The sequence below is a fragment of the Capnocytophaga catalasegens genome, assembly GCF_026005215.1.
GTDB classification, from domain to species: domain Bacteria; phylum Bacteroidota; class Bacteroidia; order Flavobacteriales; family Flavobacteriaceae; genus Capnocytophaga; species Capnocytophaga catalasegens.
Window position 1 is genome coordinate 1 of the sequence record NZ_BPMA01000066.1, and the last position, 25717, is coordinate 25717.

At 33.8% G+C, this 25717-nt stretch carries 22 protein-coding genes and 1 pseudogene; 9 read left to right on the forward strand and 14 right to left on the reverse strand.

What is annotated here, in order from left to right; all coding sequences use genetic code 11:
* Nucleotides 1-239 precede the first annotated feature (239 nt).
* The 4 genes from OO775_RS13070 to OO775_RS13085 form a co-directional block, all read right to left on the reverse strand.
* Nucleotides 240-2336 carry a M3 family metallopeptidase gene (locus OO775_RS13070; RefSeq protein WP_264847674.1) on the reverse strand — a complete coding sequence of 699 codons (2097 nt, stop codon included), beginning with the start codon at nucleotides 2334-2336 and terminating at the stop codon, nucleotides 240-242.
* 12 nt (nucleotides 2337-2348) lie between these two features.
* A complete protein-coding gene (thiL, locus tag OO775_RS13075; RefSeq protein WP_264847675.1) occupies nucleotides 2349-3398 on the reverse strand; it encodes a thiamine-phosphate kinase in 1050 nt (349 codons plus the stop codon).
* A gap of 98 nt (nucleotides 3399-3496) precedes the next feature.
* Entirely contained in the window at nucleotides 3497-4357 is an 861-nt protein-coding gene (locus OO775_RS13080) for a DUF3078 domain-containing protein (protein ID WP_264847676.1), read from the reverse strand.
* A gap of 23 nt (nucleotides 4358-4380) precedes the next feature.
* Nucleotides 4381-4887 carry a DUF2480 family protein gene (locus OO775_RS13085; RefSeq protein WP_264847677.1) on the reverse strand — a complete coding sequence of 169 codons (507 nt, stop codon included), beginning with the start codon at nucleotides 4885-4887 and terminating at the stop codon, nucleotides 4381-4383.
* Nucleotides 4888-5228: 341 nt separating this feature from the next.
* On the opposite strand from OO775_RS13085, the gene OO775_RS13090 reads away from it, so the two are divergent.
* The 9 genes from OO775_RS13090 to OO775_RS13130 all read left to right on the forward strand — a co-directional run bounded on the left by OO775_RS13090 (nucleotide 5229) and on the right by OO775_RS13130 (nucleotide 16312).
* Nucleotides 5229-6848 carry a S8 family peptidase gene (locus tag OO775_RS13090; protein ID WP_264847678.1) on the forward strand — a complete coding sequence of 540 codons (1620 nt, stop codon included), beginning with the start codon at nucleotides 5229-5231 and terminating at the stop codon, nucleotides 6846-6848.
* Nucleotides 6849-6935: 87 nt separating this feature from the next.
* On the forward strand, nucleotides 6936-8792 hold the full coding sequence (locus OO775_RS13095) for a M1 family metallopeptidase (protein WP_264847679.1): 1857 nt from the start codon (nucleotides 6936-6938) through the stop codon (nucleotides 8790-8792).
* A gap of 5 nt (nucleotides 8793-8797) precedes the next feature.
* On the forward strand, nucleotides 8798-9169 hold the full coding sequence (locus OO775_RS13100) for a ribonuclease P protein component (RefSeq protein WP_264847680.1): 372 nt from the start codon (nucleotides 8798-8800) through the stop codon (nucleotides 9167-9169).
* Nucleotides 9170-9281: 112 nt separating this feature from the next.
* A complete protein-coding gene (locus tag OO775_RS13105) occupies nucleotides 9282-11786 on the forward strand; it encodes a DUF5686 family protein (protein WP_264847681.1) in 2505 nt (834 codons plus the stop codon).
* A gap of 88 nt (nucleotides 11787-11874) precedes the next feature.
* On the forward strand, nucleotides 11875-12816 hold the full coding sequence (locus OO775_RS13110; RefSeq protein ID WP_264847682.1) for an NAD-dependent epimerase/dehydratase family protein: 942 nt from the start codon (nucleotides 11875-11877) through the stop codon (nucleotides 12814-12816).
* A gap of 18 nt (nucleotides 12817-12834) precedes the next feature.
* Nucleotides 12835-13086: an NUDIX domain-containing protein gene (locus OO775_RS13115; protein ID WP_264847683.1), complete on the forward strand. Its 252-nt coding sequence runs from the start codon at nucleotides 12835-12837 to the stop codon at nucleotides 13084-13086.
* Between the two features lie 239 nt (nucleotides 13087-13325).
* Complete coding sequence (locus OO775_RS13120) at nucleotides 13326-14309, forward strand: leucine-rich repeat domain-containing protein (RefSeq protein ID WP_264847684.1); 984 nt, start codon at nucleotides 13326-13328, stop codon at nucleotides 14307-14309.
* Nucleotides 14310-14760: 451 nt separating this feature from the next.
* Nucleotides 14761-15300 (forward strand): putative outer membrane beta-barrel protein, encoded by a 540-nt coding sequence (locus OO775_RS13125; RefSeq protein ID WP_264847685.1) that lies wholly within the window; start codon nucleotides 14761-14763, stop codon nucleotides 15298-15300.
* Between the two features lie 226 nt (nucleotides 15301-15526).
* Complete coding sequence (locus tag OO775_RS13130; protein WP_264847686.1) at nucleotides 15527-16312, forward strand: DUF3108 domain-containing protein; 786 nt, start codon at nucleotides 15527-15529, stop codon at nucleotides 16310-16312.
* 48 nt (nucleotides 16313-16360) lie between these two features.
* On the opposite strand, the gene OO775_RS13135 is transcribed toward OO775_RS13130, so the two are convergent.
* From OO775_RS13135 to OO775_RS13180, 10 genes and pseudogenes are all read right to left on the reverse strand, one after another.
* A complete protein-coding gene (locus tag OO775_RS13135; RefSeq protein ID WP_264847687.1) occupies nucleotides 16361-17206 on the reverse strand; it encodes a CPBP family intramembrane glutamic endopeptidase in 846 nt (281 codons plus the stop codon).
* Nucleotides 17207-17341: 135 nt separating this feature from the next.
* A complete protein-coding gene (locus OO775_RS13140; RefSeq protein WP_264847688.1) occupies nucleotides 17342-19687 on the reverse strand; it encodes a TonB-dependent receptor in 2346 nt (781 codons plus the stop codon).
* 507 nt (nucleotides 19688-20194) lie between these two features.
* Complete coding sequence (locus OO775_RS13145; protein ID WP_264847689.1) at nucleotides 20195-22336, reverse strand: ATP-dependent helicase; 2142 nt, start codon at nucleotides 22334-22336, stop codon at nucleotides 20195-20197.
* A 101-nt stretch (nucleotides 22337-22437) separates the two neighbouring features.
* Nucleotides 22438-22799: pseudogene (locus OO775_RS13150) on the reverse strand (HPP family protein).
* Nucleotides 22799-22945, reverse strand: a complete 147-nt coding sequence (locus OO775_RS13155; RefSeq protein WP_264847691.1) for a hypothetical protein — start codon at nucleotides 22943-22945, stop codon at nucleotides 22799-22801. The pseudogene OO775_RS13150 and the gene OO775_RS13155 overlap by 1 nt, the downstream one beginning before the upstream one ends.
* A 4-nt stretch (nucleotides 22946-22949) precedes the next feature.
* Nucleotides 22950-23483: a TetR/AcrR family transcriptional regulator gene (locus tag OO775_RS13160; RefSeq protein ID WP_264847692.1), complete on the reverse strand. Its 534-nt coding sequence runs from the start codon at nucleotides 23481-23483 to the stop codon at nucleotides 22950-22952.
* Between the two features lie 103 nt (nucleotides 23484-23586).
* On the reverse strand, nucleotides 23587-23964 hold the full coding sequence (locus OO775_RS13165) for a VOC family protein (RefSeq protein WP_264847693.1): 378 nt from the start codon (nucleotides 23962-23964) through the stop codon (nucleotides 23587-23589).
* A gap of 75 nt (nucleotides 23965-24039) precedes the next feature.
* Nucleotides 24040-24609 carry a DNA alkylation repair protein gene (locus OO775_RS13170; protein WP_264847694.1) on the reverse strand — a complete coding sequence of 190 codons (570 nt, stop codon included), beginning with the start codon at nucleotides 24607-24609 and terminating at the stop codon, nucleotides 24040-24042.
* Nucleotides 24610-24627: 18 nt separating this feature from the next.
* On the reverse strand, nucleotides 24628-24780 hold the full coding sequence (locus OO775_RS13175; RefSeq protein ID WP_264847695.1) for a hypothetical protein: 153 nt from the start codon (nucleotides 24778-24780) through the stop codon (nucleotides 24628-24630).
* 197 nt (nucleotides 24781-24977) lie between these two features.
* A complete protein-coding gene (locus OO775_RS13180; RefSeq protein ID WP_264847696.1) occupies nucleotides 24978-25658 on the reverse strand; it encodes a DUF6597 domain-containing transcriptional factor in 681 nt (226 codons plus the stop codon).
* Between the last annotated feature and the right edge of the window lie 59 nt (nucleotides 25659-25717).

Genomic DNA, 25717 nt, shown 5'->3' on the forward strand with positions numbered 1-25717 from the left:
AATGTTCAAGAATAAAAAGATGCTCAGTGATATTCGCTTGAAAAAGGGCATATCTATATTTTTAATTGTATGTCCGTTTAGTGTAAGAAATGATTTTTTCTGAGATAATTTATTGAAAATATAAAATATAAACACTTGGTTATCAATTGTATATTTTTATTTTTGACTTATAAAATTTAGCTACTAACTCTTTTATTAGTGATAACGGAGATACATATTTTTAATTAACAATGTCAAATTTATTTTAAACCTCGTGCTTTTAACAAAGGCTCAATAGAAGGTTCTTTACCTCTGAAATCAATATACATTTTTTCGTAATCGAGCGTATTTCCTCGTGAGAGAATCATATCTCGAAAACGTTGTCCATTAGCCCGTGTCATTCCTCCGTTTTCTACAAACCAATTATATACATCGTGATGGAGCATTTCTGTCCATTGATATGAATAATATCCAGCAGCATATCCTCCCCCAAAAATATGGGCAAAATAAGTAGAAAGATAGCGAGCAGGCACTTCTTTTACTAACAATTGAGTATTTTCAAGAGCTCGTTTTTCAAATGTATGGACATTGTCAATTTGTGTATCGGATGAAATCGTATGCCATTTCAGATCTAAATTAGCTGCAGCCAATACTTCGGTAAAGCTGTATCCTTGGTTGAATGTTCCTGCTTTTTTGATTTTATCAATAAGTACTTGTGGAATTACCTCTTGTGTTTTATAGTGTAATGCATAATTTTTCAATACTTCGGGATGTAATGCCCAGTTTTCATTGAATTGTGAAGGAAGTTCTACAAAATCACGAGCAACAGCCGTTCCTGAAAGTGATTTGTATTGTTGGGATGCAAAAAATCCGTGTAAAGCATGACCAAATTCGTGAAAAAGCGTTTCAACTTGGTCATAAGAGAGTAAAGCGGGTAGTCCTTCGGCAGGTTTTGTGTAATTACAAACGTTGTATATTACAGGTTTTTTGTTTAATAACTTGGACTGGCTTACGAAGTTGCCCATCCAAGCACCTCCCTTTTTGGTTTCGCGCGCAAAGAAATCGCCATAAAATAAACCCAATTTTGAGCCATCTTCTTCAAATACTTCATAAACTAATACATCAGGGTGATATACAGGAATGTCAGTACGCTGTTTGAAAGTTATCCCATAAAGTTTGGTTGCAGCAAAGAAAACACCTTTTTCCAAAACGTTTTTCAACTCAAAATATGGTTTTATCTGGTCTTCGTCCAAATCGAATTTCGCTTTGCGTACTTGCTCTGCATAGAAGTTCCAATCGTATGGTTCTAAGGCAAATTTTTCTCCTGATTTGTTTATTTTCTCCTGAATTTCTTTCGCTTCTTCTCGGGCTTTGGCAACTGCAGCAGGGACTAAATTCTTGAAAAATCGATATACATTCTCTGGTGTTTTTGCCATTGATTGTTGCAAACTCCACGCGGCATAATTTGTAAAACCAAGCAAATGCGCTTTTTTGGCACGTAGTGTTACAATTTTTTTTATAATATCTTGTGTATTGTATGCCCCCTTGTCAGCTCTATGTACAGAAGCCTCAAAGAGTTGTTTGCGAGTTTCACGATTTTTTAGGCTGACAAGCAAAGGCTGTTGGGTTGTGTTCAAAAGAGGAATTTTCCATTTACCATCAGAGGTTGCAAAACCTTTTAAGGTTTCTTCACTGAGTCCATCAAGTGCTTTTTCGTCTGTAAAAAACTGAGATGAAGCATTATTCGCTTCAAGCAAATCTTGATTGAATTGTGTTTGTAAAGAAGCCAATTCAGAATTGTAATTTTTCAATATTTCTTTGTCTTTTTCGGACAGATTGGCTCCTTCTAAGACAAATTTTTCGTAAAAATAAACGAGCAAACGATACGATTCGGCATCTAATCCCAATGTTTCTCGTTGATTATAAAGCGTTTTTACTCGTTCAAACAATTTGCTATTTAGATAAATAGCGTCATAATGTTCAGCAAATTTTGGAGATAATTCTTTTTGAATAATTTTAATTGTATCGTTGATGTGTGCGTTTGCCAAAGCTCCGAAGATACTTCGTACTTGTTCAAACTCTACACCACTTTTCTCCAAAGCAATTATTGTATTTTCAAACGTAGGTGTTTGAGAATTCTCACAGATAGATTGAACTCGCTCCTGTTGTAAAGCCATACTTTTCATAAAAGCAGGACGATAATGAGCATCAGTAATTTTAGTAAAATCGGGAGCGAAATAATCTAATTCACTTTCTTTTAATAGCGGATTTTCTTCCATCTCAGGAGTGTTTTTTTGTTTTTGATTACAACTTATAACGACTGATAGAATCGTTAGAAAAAAATAGATTTGTTTCATAATATATTGATTTTAAGAGTTATGCAATGCATTCCAACCACGAGCTATAATAGGAATAGCTTCATTGGCACGGGTAATTAGTTGAACTCCTTGCGAGGCTTCGGTCATGTAACCAATAACAGTCAAGTTCGGATTTCCTTTTATTTTGTCATAATCTGATTGCGCTATGGTGAAAAGCAGTTCATAATCTTCTCCACCACTTAGAGCAACGGTTGTGCTATCAATATTAAACTCTTCACAAGTGCTTATCAGCTGTGGGTCAAGTGGTATTTTATCTTCAATAAGTCGGCAACCTACGTTCGATTGTTTGCACAGATGTAATATTTCAGAAGAAAGTCCATCACTAATGTCAATCATTGCAGTTGGTTTTACATTCAAGTCTTTGAGTAATTTTACAATATCTTTGCGGGCTTCGGGTTTGAGTTGTTTTTCTATCAAATATTGATACATCTGAATATCGGGTTGAGCATTCGGATTGATTTGAAAAACGGCTTTTTCGCGTTCAAGCACTTGCAAACCCATATAAGCACTACCTAAATCGCCCGAAACTACAAGCAAATCATTCTCTTTGGCGCCATTGCGATAGACGATATCTTCCAGAGGAGCTTCACCCAATGCGGTTATTGAAATGATAAGTCCTCGCGTAGAAGAAGTTGTGTCGCCTCCCACCAAATCAACTTTGTAAATAGAACACGCTAACTGAATTCCTTCATAGAGTTCTTGCAAGGCTTCCAACGGAAATCGGTTTGATACTGCTATAGAAACAGTTACTTGCGTAGCTATGGCATTCATAGCGTAAATATCTGACAGATTGACCATTACAGATTTATATCCTAAGTGTTTCAAAGGCACATAACTCAAATCAAAATGAATTCCTTCTATGAGTAAATCGGTAGAGACAACACATTTTTTTTGTCCAAAATCAATAACAGCACCATCATCTCCTATTGATTTTAAGGTAGAAGATTGTTGCGAGGTAAACGATTTGGTAAGCAAATCAATTAGTCCAAATTCTCCTAATTCGGACAAAGGTGTTGTGGGAGTTTGTTTATCTTCAATCATAAGGCAAAAATACTATTTTTTTTCGAAAAAAGAAAAAAGAAAATCTCGATACTTTCGTACCGAGATTTTTTAATTAACAAAATAGGAAAATTTTTTAATTAAAATTTATAAGTGAATCCTGCGCCGAAAGTTTCACGAACTTGTACTGCTTTTACGGCATTGTCATCATAAATAGCTTGGAAAACAAAGTTAGCAGATAAGAAATCATTAACTTTCATTATCAATCCTAATGTATAGTCAATATCAACGTTTAGAGGTTTGTCTAAATAATTACTATACAAAGCCAATGTGTTTTCCATAGTAACATTTGGTGCAATATCAAAACGAGCAAACCCGTTCAAAGCAGCACCAAACTCAAAACGAGAGGTTTCTCCTTGCTTTACTCCAAAATGTTCTCCCGCAGCTGTAAAATCTTTTGAAGTAAAGATAAAACGAGCTGTTGCAGGAGAAATATTCACTTTCAAATTATCACTTTTTTTCCACAACATACCTGGACCAAAAGATAAATATCCTGGAGCCATAAACTTAGTTTTTAATGTTTTAGGATTTGTTGCATAATCATATCCTTTTGATATTTGGGTTTGAAAATTAAGAAAGAACGAATAATACCAATTGTTAGTTGCTTGTTTTCCTAATAATGAATTGAAAGCCAATCGGTCATTGGTTTTTCTTACATCTTCTCCGTCTATTTTGCTAAGTCCGTAGTCAAACAAGAACTTGTTGTCCCAAGTCCAAGTATCATACTTATAGTTAGCATCGTAATTGATAGTAAGGTTTCCTCCGTAGTTATTCGTACCTCCACCTGTCCACTCTTTGTTGAAAGCAGCTTGGTTAAAAAGTAACGATACGTTACCACCTCTTGTCCAGCCATTTGCGTTAGTAGGCTTTTCTTCTTCGGTTTCTTGAGCAAAAGCACAGAAAGAAACCAATAATGTCATCGAAAAAATAATTTTTTTCATTGGTTATAAAATAAATATTTAGGTTACTTTTTCTTAAAAATCGGTACAGCTGAACATGCTTCTCCGTACATAATACTTCGAGCTAGAGGTTGAATATACTCCATAACCGTAAGATATGCACTATCTGGTACAGGTTTGTGAGTGCAACCTTTTATAATGACCGATTTGTTTTTCAAATATGAATAGTCTATTTTAGAGAGTTTTTCTTTGTATATATCGCTTAGCAAGTTTTCTATGCTGCCTTTTACTATCTTTTTAGCAAAAGGCTCTAGTTTGCTTGCAATAAGCATATATGCCCACAAAGGGATTATCGCCTGAGAAGAACAATCTATGGCAATATATTTGTTAGTATATTGTTGCCAAGAGTGTACTTCTACTTGTGAGCGAAAGTCTTTTTCTTTCAAAACTAATTCTTCCCAAAGCCATTGTTTTAAATCAAAAAGAACAATTTCTTGTTTTGGGAAATAATCTTCCAAATCAAAAACTTCTAAAGAACTATTGGCTACTCTATTTACAATTTGTTCTTCCACAGGGCAAAATTAGAGTTTTTTTTATACTCACAACTTTAAATACAATAATTAACTATTTTTAAACTATTTTTCTGAATAAAAAAACAAAAAAAATAAAAGTTTGTATGACAAAACAGAACATAGCTATTGTTTCATACTACAACAGATTTTGTTTTTGAGAAATGGAATACAAAAATTATGATAAAGGAATTGTAAATATTAAAACTATCATTTTTTATATTTCTAAATTTTACAATATAAAAATCAATGAATATAAAAGTATTTTTGCAAAAAATCTTTTCCTTTTGTATATATAAATCAAAATTTTTATTATACCTTTGCCAAGTTTAAAAAAAACAGATATGAAAATAGTAAAACCTGTATTTTATATTGCAACTTCGTTGGTTTTAGTAAGTTGTGGAACCGCATCGAAAATAAATTCTTCGGTGGCTTATCAACACGTGGAGGGAACTACAATTCCTGTTCCACAAGAAGATTTATCAGAAGAAGCTCTGAAAATGTGGCCTCACCAAAGTTTGTTGGAGCAAGGTGTTCCTGGTCTTAGTCTTGATCAAGCATACAAACTTTTGGAAAAAAAGAAATCAAACAAAGTAATTGTAGGAGTTATTGACTCGGGAGTTGATATCAATCACGAAGATCTGAAAGATGTTATTTGGACGAATCCGAAAGAGATTCCCAACAACGGGATAGATGATGATAACAATGGGTATATTGATGATATACACGGATGGAATTTCTTAGGAAATATCAACGAAGAAAATTTGGAATTTGTTCGTATTCTTAAAAAAGGAGAGACTGACAATCCTGACTATCAGCGTGCGCTCGAAATGTATGAAAAAGAATTTGGAGAAGCTCAAGAAAGCGCTGTTTTCTATAAAAATTTTGTAGAAAATATTATCAATATTGACTCTTTTCTGAAAAAAGAAACCTCCAAAGAGATTTATACTCAAGAAGACTTAGCGAAACTTGATACTTCCGACCCAAAAATCAATCAGGCAGTAACAGTGATGAATAATATACTAAGTCGTATATCTTCAGTTGAGCAAGCTATAAAAGAACTTACAGATGCAGAAAAACATTTTGACAATAAACTCAAATATCATTTGAATAAAGATTTTGATGTTCGTTCAACAATTTTAAAAGACAATCCTGACGATATAAATGATCGCATATATGGAGATAATAACGTTATTGGTCCTGTACTTGATGGTGCATTACACGGAACACACGTTGCGGGTATTATTGGAGCGGTTCGCAACAATGGAATTGGTATGAATGGCGTTGCTGACAATATTGAAATTATGGTAGTAAGAGCCGTTCCTGATGGGGATGAATATGATAAAGATATCGCTTTGGCCATTCGATATGCTGCTGACAATGGTGCTAAAGTAATAAATACTAGTTTTGGTAAAGGGTTTTCTCCTCACAAACAATGGGTATATGATGCTATCAAATATGCAGCATCGAAAGATGTTCTGATTGTAAATGCAGCGGGCAATGATGCCAAAGATATTGATACCGAATTGACCTATCCAGATGATAATGTTGATGGTATAGAATATACAGATAATGTACTAACTATTGGTGCTCTTAATTACAAATATGGAGAAAATCTTTTAGCTAATTTTACCAATTACGGAAAGAAAAATGTAGATATTTTTTCACCAGGAGTTCAAATCTATGCTACAATTCCTGGTAATAAATACAGATTTTTGCAAGGGACTTCAATGGCAGCTCCCGAAGCAGCTGGTTTAGCTGCTCTTATTCGTTCATATTTTCCTAAATTAAAAGCTGCTCAGGTAAAAGAAATCATTATGAAATCTGGAATTACCCCCGATGTAAAACAAGTAATTATTGGAGGAGAAGAAAACAACAAACGGCCTTTTGCTGAATTGTCCAAATCAGGAAAGATAATAAATGCCTACAATGCCATACTTATGGCAAGCAAGCTAAGTAAATAAATTTTTGTATAATAAAAAAATATTGTACCTTTGAAACCCACTTAACAAAGTGGGTTTTTATTTTTTAAAACAAAATTTGATATACAGATGAAAAATTTTTGCCACCTACTAATCATTTTATCTATATGTACAGCCAATGCTCAAAAAGGATATTGGCAACAACACGTTGATTACAAAATGAATATTAAGGTCGATGTAAAGACATATCAGTATGATGCAGAGCAAGTTATTTCTTATAAAAATAATTCACCCGATACACTCAAAAATGTATTTTATCATCTGTATCTGAATGCTTTTCAACCCAATAGCGAAATGGATATTCGCCTGCAAACAATCGCTGACCCAGACCGCCGAATGGTCGTAAATACAGGAACCGAAGACCAACCCATTATAAAAAGTAAAATTTCGTTACTCAAAAAAGAAGAACAAGGTTTTTTTACAATTCTCTCATTGCATCAGGATGGAAAACCTGTTTCGTATGAAGTAGTTGGAACAGTACTCAAAGTAACGCTGAACAAGCCTATTTTGCCTAACAAAAAATCGGTTTTCAGTATGAAATACAAAGCGCAAATTCCAGAAATGGTACGCCGTTCAGGACGCAATAGTGCTGATAATGTTGCTCTTTCGATGGCGCAATGGTATCCTAAAATGGCAGAATATGACACAAACGGTTGGCATACCAATCAGTATATAATGCGTGAATTTCATGGAGTTTGGGGAAATTTTGATGTTAAAATACAGATTGATAAGAATTATATCGTAGCTGCAACAGGCGAATTACAAAATCCGAAAGAAATAGGCTTTGGATATCTTCCCGAAGGACAAAAAGTTATTGAACCCGAAGGAAACACTCGTGTGTGGCACTTCAAGGCAAAAAATGTTCACGATTTCACTTGGGCTGCTGACCCCGATTATAAACATGATATTAAAATCACTACAAATGGAAAAAAACTTCATTTCTTCTACAAAAAATATCAAGAAAATTGGCAAAAATTACAACCTGAAATGGTTAAGGTTTTTGATTTTTTCCAAGAAAAAATAGGGGAGTATCCGTGGAGTACCTATTCGTTTATACAAGCAGGAGACGGTGGTATGGAATATGCTATGTGTACGCTTGTAGCAGGAGGGAATAATTATAATTCATTGCTTAAAACCTCTATACACGAGTTAGGACACACTTGGTTTCAACATATTTTTGCCTCAGATGAACTTACATATCCTTGGATGGACGAAGGTTTTACAAGTTATATTCAAGATTGGGCATATGCAGATGTTATTCGTGGTGAAAAAGATGCAAGTGCTTGGCAAGATGCTTATCAATGTTATTTTTCTCTTATTGAAAAAAATATTCAGGAGGTAGCCACTACGCATGCAGACCGCTATGAACTTAACAGCGTATATTCGGCAACGGCATATTGCAAAGGAGCTGTATTTTTATCACAATTAGGATATATCATTGGTCAAGAAGCATTACAGAGAACATTTAAGCGTTTCTACAAAGATTTTGCGATGAAACATTGTACGCCACAAGATTTTGTTCGCACAGCAGAAAAAGTTTCGGATATGCAACTGATGTGGTACTTGAATGAGTTTATGCAAACCGACCACACGATAGATTACGCCATAGACAACGTTCAGAGTGAAGGTTCAAAAACCAAGATAACACTCAAACGCATCGGGCGAATGCCTATTTCGTTGGATATTTTGGTTATTCCCAACGGAGAAAGACCTTTTTCTCTTTATGTTCCGACGGAACTTACTTTCGGACAAAAACCTAATCCTTTCAAAAATATGAGACGAGAAGAGCTTTCACCTTGGGGTTGGGCGTATCCTACTTATACATTTGTTATTGATTTGCCTTTATCTCAAATAAAAACGATAAGTCTTGATCCACAAGAACTTTCGACAGATACAAATTTAGAAAATAATAATTATACGAATTAAAAACATTGGCAAACAATACATTTCCCAAAAAAGAAAAACTTTGTAGTTATTCACACATTCAACAATTATTCTCAGAAGGAAAATCAATTAAGGTTTCTCCTTTGAAGATGCTTTATACTCCTATAAAAACAGATTGTGGTACGCCTGTCAAAGTGCTTGTAAGCGTACCCAAAAGAGGTATTCGCAAGGCTGTACATCGCAATTATATAAAACGAATTATTCGCGAGAGTTATCGATTACAAAAAGAATTATTTGTAAAAAACCAAAAGCAATATGCGTTTGCTTTTATTTATCTTCCTAAGGAAAAAAATAGTTTTCATCAAGTTTTTGAAGCGATAACCCAAATAGCCATCCTCTGGAAAGGAACTTCTGATTAAACAAAAAACAAATAGTTTTCAAAAAAAGCGTTTTTATTAACAAAACATAGTTATAGTGTTATTTTTTCATAAAAAATAGTATCTTTGCATTCTAAAAAAGAATGTATTTCTAATGAAAAACTATTTGTTGTTTATATTGTTCAATATTTGTCTATTTGTCTATTCGCAAACTTCAGTTTCTGGAAGAGTTATTGACGAAAACGGGATACCTGTCTCGTATGCTAATATTATTTTCAAGAAATCAAATGTAGGTACGTATTCGGATAATGATGGAAATTTTACCCTGAAATCGGACAAAAATTATAATGTGATAGAAGTTTCTTCCATTGGTTTTGCAACTAAGGAAGTTCGCCTGAAAGACAATCATACGATTCAACTACAAGTAGTATTAGTTGAAGGTGAAGAATTGGGTGAGGTTACCGTAGTGGGCAAACCTCAAAAACAGCTTTCTAAAAAAGAAAATCCGGCATATCGTATTTTGCAAAATATTTGGAAAAATAAGCGCAAAAACGGACTCAAACAATCTGAATATTATCAATACGAGAAATACACTTCGACAGAATTAGGACTTAGCAAATTAGACTCTACATTTCTAAAGAAAGCATTACAATCTGATTATGAAGATATTAGAAAAATTTTGTCTGAAAAAAAATACAAACAATACTTCTCAATGCCCATGTATCTGAAAGAAGAAGTAGAACAAGTATATGGAGATAACAAAGCAAATATACAACGTACTGATATAGAAGCTGAACGCACACAGGGTGTTGCACAAACAGGCTTTGGATTAGAACGCATCAGTCGAGCTTTTCAAGAGTTCGATATTTATGACAATTCTTTTATTATTTTAGATAAACCTTTTGTAAGTCCTGTTTCACAGTTCGGATATGGTGTGTATTCGTACGTGTTGAATGATTCTATTGAGCGCGATGATCAGAAGTTTTACACGATTTATTTTTTCCCTCGTCAAGAGCAAGATTTGGTTTTTCAAGGAAAATTTGTCGTGGGAAGTAAAAACTATGCAATCGAATCAATTGAAATGTATACCGTCAAAGAAACTAATATCAATTTGGTTAGAAATTTAGCATTTGAGAAACATTTTAAAATTATAAATGACAGCATTTTTCTTCCTGAAAAAGAGATTTACGAAGGTGATTTTACTGTTTTTACGAAAAATGACAACGAAAAAGGAATGTATGTCAAGAAAATTATCTCGTACAATAACTATTTATTAAATGAACCTAAACCAACAGATTTTTACAAAAGAGACATCACAAAATACAAGGCAAATCAATTTGTCAAAGATACACTTTATTGGGCTAATTTTATCAACGACGATCAAATGGTCAAAACAAAAAAACTTATACAAGATGTAGGTAATAATAAGAAAATTAAAGGAATTTCAGACGCAATTGATATTATCAGTACAGGATATATTCCTCTTAGAAATAAAATGCAACTTGGGTCTCTCTGGGAAGCTCTCACTTTTAACAATGTTGAAGGAAAACGTATGCGTATCGGTTTTAGAAGTTACAAAACGGCAGAAGACCGATTCAGAACTTATTTTTACGGAGCGTATGGTAGTGAAGATAAAAAATGGAAATACGGTATTAGTGCCAAATATTTATTATTTCACGAACCAAGAATTCTCATTGGAGCTTCTTTTCAAGATGATTATTTACAATTAGGAAGTTTGTTACAAACCGATGAAGCAACTTTGAACTTGAAAAATCCTGCTCAATTCTGGTTTGCTCGGGGAGATAATTATTATTTGACTCAAAATAAAAAACTGCAAGGTGTTGCCGATATAGGTATTCTCAAAAGTAATTTGCATTTTACTTTTTCGGGTGTTTATCAACAACGCAAAGCTGCTGACCCCGAGCATTTTTCTATTGCATACAAAGACAAAAATAATCATGTTTATAACATCTACTCCGATGCCAACGTAAGTTTAGCCATTATATACACACCTAGACGTAACGTGTATGGTTATGGTGCAGAACAGCGCTTCGGGCGAAATACAACACACTCTTTGTATAAGCTAAAATTTACACAAGGTATTTCGGGTATTCGTAATAGTGCTTTTGATTATTCAAGAATTGAAGGAACAATAACTTATCCAACACCTGTTTGGTCTTTGGGACTCCTAAAACCGACTATTGAGGTTGGGAAAACATTTGGTGATGTTCCTCTACCTTTTCTTACACCAACACCTGCCAATCAAACCTATTCTATCGTAGATAATACATTTTCGTTGTTAGATTATTATGATTTTGTAACTGATACGTATGCTAATTTGTATTTGGAACATCATTTCAATGGTCTTATTTTCAATCGAATACCTTTACTAAAAAAGACCAAATGGCGTAGTTTGATTTTTGCAAAAGCCGCCTATGGAACTATTTCCGAGACAAATAAAAATTTAAGTTTATCTAACGTAATATACAACGCTCCCGAACGACTTTATTGGGAATACGGATTTGGAGTTGAAAACATTGGGTTTGGTAATTTCCGATTTATTCGTGTTGATTTTGTTTGGAGAAATGATTTCAACGATGTAAATGCAGTTCGTAATCCAAAGTTTGGTATTCGTGTGAAAATTCGCCCAGAGTTTTAGTTTGTATTTTTGCCAAATAAATTTTGATTGTTTTCTTTTCAAAATAGAAAGAATTTTGTACCTTTGTTTCTCAATAAATTTAACCAAAATGAAACATAAAATATTGATTACTGGTGCAGCAGGACAATTGGGTTCAGAGCTTGTTTTGGCTCTTGCAGATAAGTTTGGCAATGAAAACATCATCGCAACTGATATCAACGAAAAAGCTCGCGAACTTTTTTCGTATTGTACTTTTGAAGTCTTGGACATTACCAATATTTCTCGATTAGAGTACTTGGTCGATAAATATCAAATTACACAAATTTATCACTTGGCAGCACTTCTTTCAGCTGTTGGCGAAAAAAAAACTCTTTTTACTTGGGAGCTTAATATGAACGGATTGCTCAATGTTCTTGAAACAGCTCGTAACAAAAAACTTAACCGCGTATATTGGCCATCTTCTATTGCTGCTTTTGGTCAGCATACCCCAATGGATAATACGCCGCAACACACCATTACTGATCCCAATACCGTGTACGGAATAACTAAAGTAGCAGGGGAGTTGTGGTGTCAATATTATTTTGAAAAATTTGGTGTTGATGTTCGGAGCCTTCGATACCCGGGTCTTATTGGTTATAAATCATTGCCTGGAGGAGGTACAACCGACTATGCTGTCGATATATACCATAAGGCAGTTAAAGGTGAGGTTTTTGAGTGTTTTTTGTCTGAAAATACCTATTTACCAATGATGTATATGCCCGATGCTGTCAAAGTAACTCTTGACCTTATGGAAGCACCAAAAGAAAAAATAAAAGTTCGGACATCATATAACTTGGGCGGTATTTCCTTTTCTCCAAAAGAAATTTATGAAAGTATCAAACACATTTATCCTGATTTTCAGATAGTTTATAAACCTGATTTTCGCCAGCAAATAGCTAATTCGTGGCCAAATAGTATTGATGATTCAATTGCTCGACAAGATTGGGGGTGCAATTATCAATACGATTTGAACAAAATGACCCAAGATATGATTCAAAATCTCCGCAAATAAATTTAAAATTTCAAAAATATGGGCTTTTGTCCATATTTTTTTATCCCAAAAATCAATATGACGTACCATTATCCTGCTTTTACTGCCGATGCGATTATTACAAACGAAAGTCTTTCAAAAATCGTACTAATTACGCGCAAAAATGACCCTTTTAAAGGCAAATTAGCTTTTCCAGGTGGTTTTTTAGACTCTAATGAAACACTTAAAGAGTGTTGTATTCGTGAAGTTTATGAAGAAACAAACATTCTTCTTCACTCGAAAGATGTATAATTTATAATTTTTTTAGACCACATACATCGAGACTCAAGAGGTAGAGTTATTTCAGCTGCTTTTGCAGTTATTTTCCTGATATTATTCTTTGATAGGATTGTTAAATAAAACAATGCCTAATTTAAAATTTTCTTTTTTAATTTTTTTATTCAAAAAAAATATATATCTTTGCGCCTGAATTGTTGATCTTTTCGTTTTTTAAAAAAAGGTTAGCTCAAAATAATAAAAAAATTAACAGTATGAAAAAACATTTTTTGCATCTATTGTTACCACTTGTAACAATTATTGTTAGTAATTGTAGTAAAGATAGCACTACAACAACATTAGCTCTTGAAAAGATTCAATTGAGCTTGGAGAATGGGCAGAGTTCTGTCGTAAAAATTACTTCGGGTAGTGGCGACTATACTCTTAAACAGACCGATGAAACTATTGCACAAATAAGTATTTCGGATGACAAAAAAAATTTGGTAATAAAAACGTTAAAAGTAGGAAACTCTGACATCAGTGTTACTGATAAACAAAGTAATACAACACAAGTACTTAAACTTACTATAACTCCTTATGTAGCAAAACCAACAGATTATGAAGTTGAAGGTACAACGCTTAAACGTTGGAAAAACTCAAACATCACTTCTCTTGATATGCAGTCAGATCCTGTTTTAAGTAAGATAACTGCCATTAGTGAAGATGCTTTTGATCGTCAAGCAAACTTAATATCCATTATCTTACCTAATAGTTTAACTACTATTGGACGTGCTGCCTTTGCAAAAACAGGCCTATTATCTATTGAAATACCCAGAAGTGTAACTACTATTTCAGAATATGCTTTTGCAGAGAGTTCTTTAACTAAAGTTACACTTCATGAAGGACTGACCTCCATAAGTAGTCATACTTTTTTAGGAACTAAATTAATTTCTGTTACCATTCCAAAAGGGATAACCGCTCTCAGAGAGAATGCTTTTAGTAATTGCACCAACTTAAAGGAAATAACATTACCTGAAACTATTACAGAAATTGGTAAAAAAGCCTTTGAAGGAAATACAGAGCTTAAAACCGTAACTATAGAGGCTACAAATCCTCCTACTTTGGGTGAAGATGCTTTCCTAAATACGCTTAAATTAGAAACTATTTACGTTCCAAAATCTGCCGTGCAAACTTATATTGGTAGTTATAGTGGTGATAAGTATTGGCAGCAATTTCAGCTAAAAATTAAAGGAAAATAGAGAAAATTAACTATCAAAAACACTGCCTTTTTAGCGGTGTTTTTTTATTTTTTAATCAATGCATTGTTAAATTATTATATTCAATTCATTATTTAACTTCAAAAACAAAGAGCTTTCAAAAAGCTATAAAATGATAGTATATTCCTTGAATTTAAAATCAATAATGCCTTTTAATAAATTAAAATTGTGCCTAAAGATGATGTACTTTCTGTATAATTCTTCTCTATGGAAAAAGCTTTTGAAATAGGATTGGCTTTTGACCATCAAGAAGCATTGCAAAATTTTCTGCAATCACAAAAGAAGTAAGATTTTTATTTTTTAGTAGTAAAAATATGAAATACAGGATTTTATCGAAAAATAATGTTTTTTAAAATCAGAAAAATTACTTAAAAAATTGTCTTGTTAGTAAATAAAGTGTATTTTTGCCTCGTTTATAAAATTGATATTTGATATGAAAAAATTTTTAGTAAGCATTTGTGCGTTATTTTCTGTAAGTACATTTGCACAAGATTTACCTAAAAATGAGGTAAAACTTAATATTCTCAATGCAATAGCTATTACTTCTGTTGAGCTAGGTTACGAACGTTTTATTGATGCCAATCAATCTATTGATGCCGAATTGTTTCTCAACGACCGATTTTCGTATTTTCCTCAGAACAAAAACAAAGACTTTAATGTTACCAGTATCAAAGTAGGATACAACTATTATTTTGATTTGGACGGACTTACAGGACCTTATGTAAATCCTTTTATCAAACAACGTTTTGGTAATTATAAAGAAACAATAACAACTAATGGTGTAGAAGAAACAACAAAGTATAACTTAGATTCGTTTATCTTGGGAATTGGCTTTGGATATATTTGGAACTACAACGATACGTTTATTATTGCTCCATATGCAAATATTGGGCGTAATTTTAGCACCAGAGTCAATGACAAATTCTGGGGTATTGAACCCAATGCAGGTGTTCGTATAGGATATCGTTTCTAAAATTATCTAGACAGAAAAGTTATAAATTTTTGTTAAATGTCATTTTTCTTTTGGTCGGAATAATTTTTTGTTATACCTTTGCGCCATCAAGAGTGGGTGGTTCCCTCTTGACGAAACTTAAATGATAGTTTTCATAATTTAAAGTTTTGGTTGGTTAATGGAAAAGTTCAGGTGAAAATCTGAACTTTTTTCGTTTTGATACGCTTATTGTTATAATTTAGATGATATGAAAATAAAAGCAATTCTACTTACACTTTTATACTTTTTGGCAAATTTTTCTTTTTCTCAAGAAAAAGATACAGCCTTTAAAGCAGGCGAATATTTAAAATTTCGAGTACGATATGGTGTTTTCAATGCAAGTTATGCTACTTTACGACTGAAAAATCATACTTATCAGAATAAAGAAGTCTATCATGCTATAGGTAAGGGAGAAACTACTGGCTTGGCAAAGCTTTTTTTCAAAGTAGATGACACCTACGAGAGTTATTTTGATAAGCAAACGGGTATTCCTTATTTTTTTAATCGAGATATTCATGAAGGAGGTTATACCAAAAAGTTGCATTTTTTCTTTGACCATAATAAAAATCAAGTTTTAGTCAAAAATCGGGAAAATAACGAGGAAAAAAATATAAATATTAGTCCTTCAGTACAAGATGTGATAACGGCATTGTATCATTTTAGAAATAATGCTAAAATGAATGATCTACAAGTAGGACAAGAATTTGCACTAGATATGATTTTTGATGATGATGAAATCTTCAAATTTCGACTAAAATTCTTAGGAAAAGAAAGAATAAAAACACGTTTTGGAGAAATCAATACACTGATATTCAGACCATTGGTTCAGAACGGACGTGTATTCAAAGAACAAGAAAGTCTTACCCTATGGGTCAGTGATGATGCCAATAAAATTCCTGTAAAAGTTAAAGCAAGTCTTCGTGTTGGATCAATGGTGGGCGAATTGATTGATTACAATGGACTCAAACACGAAACAGAACTAAAAAAGGAGTAAAATTTTCTAATAAATCTTACTCCCAAGTTCGTATTATTCTGCAAATGCCTAGGTATCAATTTTTTCAGGAATATTATCAAAACAATCTTTACTTTTCCCAAAGAAAAACATCCTATCTTTTACCACAAGATAGCCTATTATTCCAAGAAAAATTACTGTTTGAATGATTTTACTATCGGGGTGTGTGGCGAAGATTTCGTTGGAAACATTGGCTACCAAATGAAATAATATTGCAATGAAAATATTTCGCCCCGATTTGAAATAAAGCCAATTCATTATAAACACAAAAACCAGCAAACTCACAATGAAATTCAGTGTGTAAATAAGCCCTTCCGCTTGTACGTTACTTTGATAATAGTCTTTGACAAAGAACAAAGGCAGATGCCAGAATCCCCAATAAATGGCAAATAAAACACTCGTTTTGAAAAACGAAAATCGCTGACGTAAGGCGTCCATTCCGTAAGTGTGCCACGCCAATTCTTCCACAATAGCTGCAAAACAAAGCAAAAACCAAGGCGAAAAAGGTTCAGATGTGAAAGAAGGCTTTCCCGAAATATAAAATTGGTCAAAACTATGTCCAAAATCTACCGAAATAAGCTGAGCTATAACGATTGACAACGGCGGGAGCAATAATGCTATCCAAAAATATTTTGATAAGAAAAGATTTTTACCAAAAAACCGATTTTTCAAATCAGAAAACAATTTTTTATCCGACCAAAATAAATATCCTGCCACCAAAGCGGGAGCAATGAGCCCTGCGATTTGCAAAACTCCTTGCAGTATAACTAAATTACTATCAGATTGATGACTTAAATATGCCACAATAAACCACAACACCCAAGGAATGAATAGCGACAGACCAAAAAACAGAAAGGGTTTGTTATATTTTTTCATTTTTGTTTAGTTTTTAGAGGTTAGGCAATTTATTATATATTTCACGCAGATTTCGTAAATATTTTTTGACAAGGTAAAAAAATCAAAATCAGCGAAATCTGCGTGAGATTAAGAATCGCCTGTCAGTGCTACTGACTAAAATTCAATTTTATAACTGATGTTAGGAATGAGCAAAGTACTTTTGCTAAGTTCTATTTGTTTGGAAATAAAATTGTAATTATGCCCTAAATAGATAGGCGAGCCGAATACATTTTTCATTTGGAAAGAAAAAACACTTGAACTTTTGCGGTGATTCACACGATAATTCAGTGTAACATCAGCATATAGCAAATTGGGAAAAGAACTTTCAAAAGCACGTGTGTCATCATATATAATTCGCTCATTAGCAATTGATTGACTCTCCAAAATAGGCGTATAGCGTTCACCACCCGTAAATGTAATACGAGCATTCACATCAAGTATGCGGCTATTGTTTTTAAAGAAAAATTCTTTTCCGAAAAGTGCGTTAAACACGTAGTTTTTGTTATATCGGGTGTTGTGCCAAACGTTGTCGCCTGCTTTGTATTTCGCATCGAAAAGAGATGCCGTAAGCAAGTAATAATAATTGTCATTTAAAAATCTTTCGAAAGTAAAATCTATTCCGTAATTACGCGCTATCGTATTGTTTGTTAGCTCTTTATGAAGTGTAAAATCTCTATTGAAATTGATTAACGAATACGAAGTGTTTGCCTCACCTGGAATGTCGTAATTGTGCTGATAATAAACTTCGGTTTTTAGTCGTAATTTTTCGTTAATACGCCAATCGTATCCCAAAACAAAGTGATGTGCTTTGGAGAGTTTTAAATTTTTATTTGGTTGATTTCCATTGATTTCAAACATATAAATGTTCAAGGCTTCCGGGCGACTGTGTTTTCCATATCCCAAACTTAGACTGTGATTTGGAACAAATTCCCATTGCAATCCTAAGCGGGGTTCAGGAATAATTTCTTTGCTAAGCCCAAAATAAGCCAGATGAAATCCTGCGTTAATAAGTAAAGAAGACGATATATTGTATTTCATTTGGGCGAAAATTTCAGACGCATCGGTATTTCCTTTGTCGTCAATAATTCGTGTGTAGGTCTGTGGCAAATTATAATCTTGTGTGCCACTCAAATCAAATTGGTAGAACAGTTTTTTGTATTCAAATCCTGTTTTTAGCACCGCTTTGGGTGAAAATTTGTAATTATAATTAGACGAAAAAGTAAATGTTCCAGTGATGTCTTTTAAATCGGAATCAGGAGTAAAAGTCTGTAAATCATCGCTCAATCGTTTGGTAATAATCGTTTTATTTACCTCCGAAATTGCCAAATTTGTCTGTAAAAAAGATTTGCTACTTGTGTTAATACGATGTGCAACGCCCATTGCTCCCGTATGTGTATCCCATTGATTTTGAATGCGGTCTGTGTCAATTTCCCATTTTGAAATATCTGTTGAAGCATTTTTGTGAGTTGCATCAATTCCGCCAATTCCCCAAAATGAAAACGTACCTGCACGCTGAGTTGGAAAATTAAATTTGAATGAAAGGTCTTGATATTTAATACGTTGATCAGCTGGAATTAAATTCAAATCACCCAAAAGCCCAAAAGTAGAATAGCGATAATTGAACAAATATGATGACCCACTGGCTCGTGAAATAGGCCCTTCGGACGAAAAATCAAGCCCTAAAACGCCCACTTGTGCTGTATGTTCATATTTGTCAGCATTTCCGTTGCGTAGTTTCATATCGAAAATGGCAGCCGTAGCACTTCCGTATTCGGCAGGAAAAGCTCCTGTGAAAAAATCAGAATTGGCTAGCATTTGACTGCTAAAAAGCGTAACTAATCCACCACCAGCTACGTTTCCGCCAGCGAAGTGATGCGGAGTTGGGATTTCAACGCCTTCCAATCGCCACGCTACGCCTTGTGGTGCATTTCCTCGCACGATAATCGAATTGTCTTGCAAATTCCCCGTAGTTACGCCCGAGAAAGCGGAAACTAATCGTGCAGGGTCGCTCATTCCACCTGCGTAGCGTTGGGTTTCTTCCACCGAAAACGAACGAGCACTCACGGTCGCCATCGTGTTAAGCGGTCGTTCTTTGTTGATAGACGCTCGCACGATTACCTCGCCAATTTGTACAGCATCTTTTTTTAAAGCCACTTCTACAACAGCTTCTTTCCCAGAGGTAATCATCATCGAGGGGATAATAAACGATTCATACCCGATGTAAGAAATCTCCAATGTATGTCGCCCAACGGGAAGTGTGAGCGAAAAATTTCCGTTTTCGTTGGTAATTGTCCCGATGATAGAGTCAGAATTTTGTACAACAACCGAAGCTCCTAACAGCGGTTCACGAGTGTCGGCATCAAACACGTTACCTTTTAAAGTTTGCTCGATAGACTGGGCATTCACGAATGACATTCCGAAAAGAAATACCCAAAAACTGATGTTAAAAAAAGATTTCATTTTACTATGTTTTTAAATTCGGTGCAAAGTTGCAACATATAGGAAAGCCAATCGTCCAACCCGTCCCAAACGGACAAAAAAAAATGTCCAAACGGGTACGTCTGGACTTTTTTTAATATTTAATCATTGATTTTCATCAATTTACAAATAATAAGTTTTTAACAAAAAAATAAAATTCATTTCCAAAAATCTATTTCATTTTGCTACCATTAACTCTCCAGTGATGTAATCTGATTTTGATACGTCAAGTTTATCAAAGGCTGAACTTTCGTCTATCAAAGACAATTTTTTTGCTTCTCAACATCCTAATATTTTAGATAAATACAAATATTGACCTCTATGATTATTCTTATAAACGACGTATCTTTTGAAACTAATTTCTACATCGTGCTTATAACTATCGTGATGTATTGGAATGACATATTAGTAAAATCTTTATAATTTCTATTTGAACTCGAATCCCCAACATCATTAGATTATCTACTGAATCATTTTTGTATGATATACTTATACTTTATTCCCACAATAAGGACAATAAGCATACATTTTTTCCAGTTGACTAAAGCATTTATCACACAAGAGGATTTTATCAACTACTTGTTTGAGAGAATTGGTAGTCTGTACGGTATAAGAATCTGGAATTTCTTTCAAAAAACTGGACTCATTACCTTTTTGAGTAATTAGAAATAATTTATCTTTTGCTCTTGTTAAAGCAACATAAAATAACCGTCTTTCTTCTTCCATCAAGAGGTCGTGATTGGCTTTTTTGATAACCTGAAAAATTCTGTCTTCAAGCCATATATCTGGAAAACCACCACTACCTTCGGTAAGTCCAATAATAAAAACTACTTTGGCTTCCAATCCCTTGGAGGCGTGTATGGTTTTGCCCTGAACATATATTTTATTATCTTTAAAATGATAGAAATAGGGAGAGAACATTTTGTTTCTTCGGTATAAGAATAAAATATCATCATTAGCCATACCTTCTTTTAAGAATTCTTTTACTTTTTCAAAACAAAAACTAATATTTTCTTCTTCTGTATTTCCTGCAAAAACTACTATTTTGTGTTCAGATTTTTTAGAGGCTTGGACATCTTTATCTACTTTAAATTTATTATGTTTGATGACTTCATTACTTGCCCCTACAATGTTTTGTGTACTTCTGTAATTTAGATTAAGTTTTATGGTTTTTGCATTCTCAAAATGTTTTTCAAATTCAATGATATAGCTTATATTAGAACCTCTAAAACCGTAGATGCTCTGCCAGTCATCTCCTACACAAAATAGTTGAGTATTTTCAGTAAGTAATAATTTGATGAGTTCTACTTGTAGATTATTTACATCTTGAAATTCATCTACCAAAATATATTGATATTGATTCTGAAATTTGGCTATGATATCTTCATTCTTTTTCAGCAAAGAAATTGTTCTTAATATCAGGTCATTAAAATCAAGAAAAGATTTATCGGTACAATATTCATTATATCTTTTTACGATAGGAATTGCCAATTCGTAAAACTCCCGAACTCGCTCGTGCTGGTCGCCTTTTGCATTCTCTAAAACGGAGTCAATATCCATATTTTCAACCTTTATCATATCGGTTATACGCAAAACCTGTTGTACAAAGTCTTTTACATCCTCCATATATCCATAAAATTCTTCCTTAAAATTAACCGAAATGGTTTTATTATAATCAATAGGAAGTCGATTTTTTACAATTTTATCAAGAGTGTGATTAAATAAGGCAGAATCTTGAGTCATTGGCTCAAAAGTTTTAACATAGAGGAGCTTACCTTTTTTAAATTGCTCTTCTTTGTCTTTCATCGGATAGCTTTTGTTGGAAATATGCTCTATGTATAAATTAGCTGCAGGAATGTAAAAATCAGGGTTGAAAGAAAAATCCTTTACATTTATAGTAGGTTCATATTCAAATTTGATATTATGCCGATAGAGCCAATCTGCTATGAATTGCTCTGATTTCGAGCTTACTTTGGTGCCATTGAGCGATGTAAAAAATTTTTCATATTTTGGAATGTGATTAGAGTCAATCTCTTTTAAATGGATTTTATCAACAAGATAATCAAGTATATATCGTTTTAGTTTTAATAAATATTCCGCATTTTCACATTGTTCTATTACTAATTTATGTGCTATTTCAAAAGCGGATTCTGGTGCTGTTGTATGTGAGAATCCTTCATCGTTGTTTTGTTTTTCATCACCGATGATTTTAAATTTATTATCAAATTCCTTAACTCCCCAGTTTCTCATTACAGTATAGCAGAAACTATGAAAAGTTTTTATAGTGAGTCTATCAATCCAAGGATATTTTTTTTGTTGTAGAAATCGTTCTTTATCTTTTTCAGCAAGAGTTTTTCGTTTGTCAAAAAGTTGTTTTTCGTACTCGCCACTTTCATCAGCACAGATAATAAGTCTGTCTATCATTTCGTTAGTAGCATTTTTGGTAAAAGTAATGGCGAGAATATTCGAAGGGTTTATGCCTTTTTCTTCAATAAGATAAATAAGCTTCTGCAAGAGGGTTTTTGTTTTTCCTGAACCTGCTCCAGCTAATACTAATAGGCGTTTTTCATCACTAATTACAGCTTCTCTCTGCTTATCATTCAATGCACTTAAATCAACTTTTGATTTCATTATTAGTGTTTTATTAGTTTCTTCAAAATTATGTTAGCAAAAATACAATATATTTTGAAATCATACGTCTATTAAGTTAAAATTTTAATTTGCAAATCATCTCATCGCCAGTAGGTTGGGTATTTTCTATTTTTATGTAAATTATTGAAAATAAGTGCTATAATGGTAATTACTACCGCACCTGAAAGCACAGGATTTATCACAAAACCAAGCGTTCTGCTCCTAAAATTACCACGATGGGGTCAGCACCGGCAGGAGGGTGGGTTGTTTTGGTAAGTTGCATTATTCCGATTGAAAGCCCTACGCCCAAAGCTAACGAATACCATTGATTACCAGGTAAATACAAGCATAAAAGCTCAATCAAAGTGGATATTAAATGCCCTCCGATGATATTTCGAGGTTGTGCCAAAGGACTATTCGGAACCCCAAAAGCAAGGACACAAGTTGCCCCAAATGGAGCCATCAAAACGGAGATTGGGTGAAGTGCGTCAGAAGAGCCACAGCCGCAATGGCAATCGCTCCGCCAATTCCTGAATACAACGAAAAATGCAAACCCGAATGTTTAGGGCTTCTTTCCTGAGTTTTAAACTTTGCAATGTACTGTTTCATAATTTCATAAAATGTTAGCTTTTAATACTTCGATAGTTTTATTTATAATTTCTTGATTTCGATACACTTGGCTTTCCATAAGGCAAGACTCAAAAAGCATATAAATAAGAAATGCTTTCTGCTCATTTTCAGCGAGTTGCTTAAAGAAGTTTTGCAAATCGGTTTTATGGTTTTTAATAATTTGGTGAGCTTCGGCATTTTCCGATTTAAGCTCTGCCATCATATTGAGGAAAACGCACCCGCTAAAATCTTCTTTTTCATTCATAAACTTAAGATATTCAAAGGCTTGAATGATTTTTTCGGTTGAATTTTTAGCTTTTTTCACAAAATTTTCCAAACCTTCAAACCAAGTTACGTGCCTTTGGTTGAGGTATGCTATTGCCAATTGATTTTTTGAGGGAAAATGGTCGTAGAAACTGGCTTTGGCAACCGCTGATTCTTTAATAATTTGGTTTATCCCTGTAGAATTAAATCCTTGTTTTTGAAACAGTTGCTTAGCTGTTTGCATTACTCGTTCTTTAGGTGTTATCTTTTTCATAGGGGCAAAGATATAACATTTCCACAAAACAGACAAGTCTGTATGTATTTTTTCGATAAAAAAAGCCGATTTTTTGTGAAATCGGCTTTGGAGGGTTTCCGCTTTAATTTGGTTCTGAGTAAGTTACAATATCAACTCCGATGTTATTAGGGTCTTTGATAGCGAAATGTCTATCGCCCCAAGGTTCGTTGCGAAGGTCAAATTCAATAGGTATATTTCTGTTTTTCAATTCGTTGTATACTGCATCTACATTTTCTACTTTGATGGTAATGTATACGCCTTGATTTTGAAAAGAAGGCTGAAAAATAGGTTGTTGGCTTGGGTGATTCGGAAGCAAAAAGCTGATTTCTGCCTCGTGATTGGGGGTGTGGAGCAAAAGATAAAAATCGTTTTCAAAGGTTACTCCAAACCCCAAAACTTCGGTGTAAAAGGCTTTTGTTTCCGCTAATTTTTCGGTGATAATTCCTGCATTTAATTTCATTTTTTCTGAATTTTAATTTTGGGCAAAATTATCTTGAAAGGGAAGGATAAAATAGTAAAAAACGAACAAAATTACTTATAGTTCAAATTTTCGGGTAGCTCGTTTTATAATCCATTGGGTGTGTGGATTTTCGGAAATTTTCCAGCGGTGGATAAGGGGCAAAACAGCTTCTTTATTCACTTTGAGCCAGTCGGTGAGGTGGTTGGTAACGGATTTTTTCACGAATAGTATTTCGTCCTCTTTTAGGAGTTCCAAAATCTGGAAAACGGGGGCAGGATTTTCTACAAAAGTGTCTAATTTACTCGCCCAAGGGAGTTTCGGACGCAAGCCTTCACTTGCTAATCTTCGCAAATGAAAATTAGGAGATTTTGCCCATTTTTCAATGATTTCGAGCGACTTTTCAGGGTATTTTCTAATGAACGGACGCACGGCGTATTCGCCTGTATTTCTTTTAGTTATCTCCTTTATGGCGTTCATCGAAAGGCTAAAATACTCAATACCATAAAGTTCCACGAATTTCCCGATGGGTAAAATCCAATAATAATGTGTGAACATTCCCGTTTGGTTAGGATTTTCTTCACCCAAAATAGAGCATAAAATACGGAGAGCCTCATTGTAATCTGCTGGAAGATAGTTTTTTAACAAATCAGCAATGGTAATAACTCACTTTGTGTAAGTTTGCCCAACAACTTTATTTTCAGTGTCTTTTATGAAATTTTGGCTATCAAAATCAGGATAAACTTCACTGATTTTTTCGGCTAACAATTGGGCGAGATTTGCTCCAAATTGTTCGGTAATGCTGTAATTCGTTCCCATTTTCGTGATTTTTCGGCAAAAGTAAGAATGTTTTGAGCAATAAAATAGGAAAAAAGGGACGGATTATTTCGCAAAAACCTCCCTCGGCGTTCCTCCGTAAAAAGTTTTAAATTCTTTGATAAAATGCGATTGGTCGTAATAGCCTTTGTCGTAGAATAATTTGTTTTTTTGGAGTGATTGAAATGAAGGTTGAGTTGTCAAAATCGATTGAAAACGAACCACTTGACTGAAAGTTTTAGCCGTATCACCGATGTAAATTCAAACAATCGGCGGAGATGACGAGGACTAATTCCCGTGTTTAAATCACTTGTGATTTTTGCACTTCCTTGCGATTTTAAGATAATTTCAAGGGCGTTGTAAAATCGGATATCTATCCGAAAATCTGTTTTTTGAAGATGTTTTATAAAAATAGTATCCAGCTGATTTTTAATTTCTTGCAAACTTTGTAACTCATTGATTTCTTGCGAAATAATCCGAGCTAAATTGGACAAAACCAAACTTAAGCGCACATCTGTATTGCTCAATTCTTTGGCGTTTTGCCTAAAAATCAGTGGGAAAATAGTCGGCAAAAATCGAATGCCAATGTAGTTGAATTGCTTTCCCAAATCGAATTCTGTGTAACTTTTACAAAAGCCCATCACATAACTTTCATCAGGATTTTCAAGCGGAAAAAAGATGTCGATGCAGCCATCAGAAATCATTTTATATTGGTAATTTTCAGCGAGTTGTGAAGTAGTTTTAAGCCTCCAATAACAATAAATAAAAGGTAAGAGTTTTTCCGCAGGAAGCATTTCCGTATAAACCACATTATGAGCGGATTGCATCGCCGTTGGCTGAATGGGTTTGTAATGATTTCGTATGTTCAAAAGCGACTTCAAGAAGTAAAGTTTGGAGCAAAATTACAATAATATTCCTAAAAGAATAAAATTCTAAAAAA